This is a genomic window from Erwinia sp. OLFS4 (assembly GCF_002752165.1).
Lineage (GTDB): Bacteria > Pseudomonadota > Gammaproteobacteria > Enterobacterales > Enterobacteriaceae > Izhakiella.
On sequence record NZ_MOMB01000044.1, the window covers coordinates 1 to 654 of the forward strand.

The 654-nt window shown below is 50.8% G+C and carries 1 protein-coding gene; it reads right to left on the reverse strand.

Annotation, left to right across the window (positions count from 1 at the left end):
- Positions 1–654 (reverse strand): IS1 family transposase gene (locus BL249_RS06760; RefSeq protein WP_099707726.1). Its coding sequence is split into 2 segments (ribosomal slippage), with 655 coding nucleotides annotated over them: positions 1–412 and positions 412–654; the frame shifts between segments, so codons are not numbered across the junction. This gene is flagged as partial in the annotation.

Consider the following 654-nt stretch of genomic DNA (forward strand, 5'->3'; position numbering starts at 1 on the left):
ACTTTTTCGTGGATCTCAACTGAGCGCGAAAAGCAGATTGTTTTACGAGCCAACCGTTTAATGCGGGTGCGGAGCGTCAGGTTATTACGTTCAATGCGTTGGGTGAAAATTTTGCCCGTCAGATGCTTATCCTTTGGCACTTCCCGGCAGTAACTCCCCCAGTCGTCGCTGGTTATCATGCCGATGTTGAATGACGTGAGCAGTGCCAGTAGCTCTCTGCAGGTTTCATCGGTTCGGGGACCAAAAGTGTAGGCCAGTACACCGCCCGTTTTAGTGTTGTACGCGTACCAAAGCCAGTGCTGCCGGGCTTTACTGCCAACAAAACTCCACTGCTCATCAAGTTCGCAGATAAGCGCCACATCAGCATGGGCGACGGGTGACGACGTTATTCGCTTTGGCGCGAGTTTTTTAAAGTCCGAATGACGGTGTTAATGCCAATTTTCAGTGTTCTGGCGGTATCACGAACCCCAGCACCATTGAAGGCCATTTCAGTGATCTGTTCTTTAATACCCGGCTTACGGGCTTCATAAGCGTAAGTGAGTTGAAACACGCGGTGGCAGTCACGGCAGCGAAATCTGTCATAGCCTTTAGGGTTCTGACCATGGCGGTAAACCTGAACAGACTGACAACGGGGACAATGAACGTTAACGCTGG